This is a genomic window from Xenorhabdus sp. PB61.4, from assembly GCF_963894935.1.
Taxonomy (GTDB): Bacteria; Pseudomonadota; Gammaproteobacteria; order Enterobacterales; family Enterobacteriaceae; genus Xenorhabdus; species Xenorhabdus stockiae.
Genome location: NZ_CAWQJR010000108.1, coordinates 1 through 2264 on the forward strand (window position 1 = coordinate 1; position 2264 = coordinate 2264).

Here is a 2264-nt window from a genome sequence, read left to right on the forward strand (position 1 = left end):
GCTGTGACATAGCCTTTTGTTCCTTTATTTCTCTATTTTTGACGACTTAAAGTTATAAAGGAGCGGCTATGTCATTTCAACTCATCATAAAAGTCGAGCATCGCGTTAATACTATGTATGATTGGTCTGGAAATGTACCTGCCAATGCTGAACAAGGGCAACCAACAGGGCTTGTGCTCCAACAAGGAGACGTGATATCTATCATCGCTGCGGGATGGGTACAATATGATTATAACAGTCCAACTTCTACATGGGCTGCACCTCAAGGGGTGCCTGGTAAATCACCTACACCAACATATAGTCTGATTGCAAAAATCGGTGATAAGACTTATGAAATTGGTAACGGTGTACTCCACAAAACAGTTCCCACAAATGGTGAATTAATACTTCTCTTTGATGATAGTTATTATGAATATAATGCCGGTGACTTTTATGTCACCGTCAAAATTGAGTCACGTTATTCTCTTCTCGACGAAATAAAATAATAACCTCAAAGATAACCCGCAATTTTCTGCAGGTTAATCATTCCCTTACTCCACCGATTTTCATGGCTGCTATTAACGGTAATAGCAATGCCCCTATTGCTAAAAAAGAACAGAACTCCATTTTGCATCTCATCAAGTAATTAAGTGAGAAATATTTGTTGACTAACTCCAGCTCATTTACGAGTGGGTTGTTGTGAGTTACTCTGATATATTCCGAGGATCTTATTATAGATTCATAAAGGAATATATATGTCGATAGTAGCGGGAATAATATCCTACCTTTTCTGGGGCTATATTGCTGTATTCGGCTTGATTTTTGGATACATCAGCTTTCCAATAGGTTTGCTTTTTGCATTTAAAGCATTCAAAAGAAAAAGTCGCAAAATTTTTTATTCAATATTGGCTGTGATTTTCTTAATCCCACCAATAGCAGCACTTATTATAATCAAACATATATATCCTTAATCACCAGCCTCGAAAATACGAGGATTTTTATTACCTGAATTAATTCGCTAGCCTCAAAAATAAATCCAACACTAAATAGCTTTTCAAAATGGTAGGCGAATCAAAGAAACTCAGTCCTATTTTTGCGAACTTTTTAATCGCAAAACCAAAAAAACACAAAAAGGAAGGACTGAGTTATGGCCATCGTACCACCCATTCCGCGCAATGAACGGCGTCAAATGAGAAAAATTGTCCAAAAAACGGCAGATAAAAACTATGCTCGCCGGATTATGGCAATACTCTTGCTACATCAAGGTGCATCTGTGTCTCAAGTTGCCAAAACACTTTGCACCGTGCATTCCTCTGTGTGGCGGTGGATTGATCGCTTTAAGGCACTCGGATGGGCCGGATTGTATCCTTTATCCGCGGGTCGCCATCCTCGGTGGAATTTAACGCCACTTTTGCCCGTTCTGTTTTATTTGTTGGAACATTCACCCCAGCAATTTGGTCATATTCGTTCTCGTTGGAGCCTCTCTTTTTTTATCTTTCAAATCAAAAAATTATTTAATATCAAACTGTCAATCAGCACACTTTACCGATTTTTCTGTAAAAATCGCATCGTATGGTGACGAGCAGCCCCGACATTACAGGTGCCTGACCCTGAATATGATGAAAAAATGGGGCTCATTACCAAAGCGTTATCTCTGGCCTCAGAGAAACATCCCGTGGTTTATGAAGATGAAGTTGATATCCACTTTAATCCTAAAATCGGCGCTGACTGGTATTTTAAAGGACAACAAAAGCGGATTATCACTCCAAATACTACATTGCTGGCACTCTTGACGTTCAAACAAATCACGTTCTCTATACGGGAAGTGCAAAGAAAAATTCACTCTTATTTATTAAAATGCTGAAAGTCTTAAAAAGATATTATCGGGGTGTGAAAACGCTGACCGTGATTTTAGATAATTATTGCATTCATAAAAGCCGGGCAGTTCAGCGTTGGTTGGCTCAAAACCCCACCATTATCCTCTTATTCCTGCCAGTCTACTCGCCTTGGCTGAACAAAATAGAATACTTATGGCACACGTTACATGAAACAGTCACACGTAATCATTGTTGTCGGTATATGTGGCAACTGCTCAGTAATGTGAAAAAATTCTTGGAAAAAGCTGCAAATAGACTCTTTCAGAGAAAGTAAATCGAGTGTCCCACTATTATGAAATAATGAAATGGACACCTCCCCAAATCGGCTTCAGTGAGCCATGCTGAATACATCAGCAAAATATGAAGAGGTGTCCCATGGAACAAGTTATCGGAATTGATCTGGCAAAG

General features: G+C 39.0%; 2 protein-coding genes and 1 pseudogene. All 3 read left to right on the forward strand.

The features are described from left to right. Nucleotides 1-113 precede the first annotated feature (113 nt). The 3 genes and pseudogenes from AACX68_RS06310 to AACX68_RS06320 all read left to right on the forward strand — a co-directional run bounded on the left by AACX68_RS06310 (nt 114) and on the right by AACX68_RS06320 (nt 2130). Nucleotides 114-485, forward strand: a complete 372-nt coding sequence (locus AACX68_RS06310) for a LecA/PA-IL family lectin (protein WP_228860833.1) — start codon at nt 114-116, stop codon at nt 483-485. Between the two features lie 249 nt (nt 486-734). Further along, nucleotides 735-950 carry a hypothetical protein gene (locus AACX68_RS06315; RefSeq protein WP_339389296.1) on the forward strand — a complete coding sequence of 72 codons (216 nt, stop codon included), beginning with the start codon at nt 735-737 and terminating at the stop codon, nt 948-950. Nucleotides 951-1126: 176 nt separating this feature from the next. After that, nucleotides 1127-2130 (forward strand): annotated as a pseudogene (locus AACX68_RS06320) (IS630 family transposase). Nucleotides 2131-2264: the final 134 nt, after the last annotated feature.

Coding starts and splice junctions, on each gene's coding strand:
- AACX68_RS06310 (WP_228860833.1), top strand. CDS start 114: ATGTATGATTGGTCTGGAAATGTACCTGCCAATGCTGAACAAGGGCAA.
- AACX68_RS06315 (WP_339389296.1), top strand. CDS start 735: ATGTCGATAGTAGCGGGAATAATATCCTACCTTTTCTGGGGCTATATT.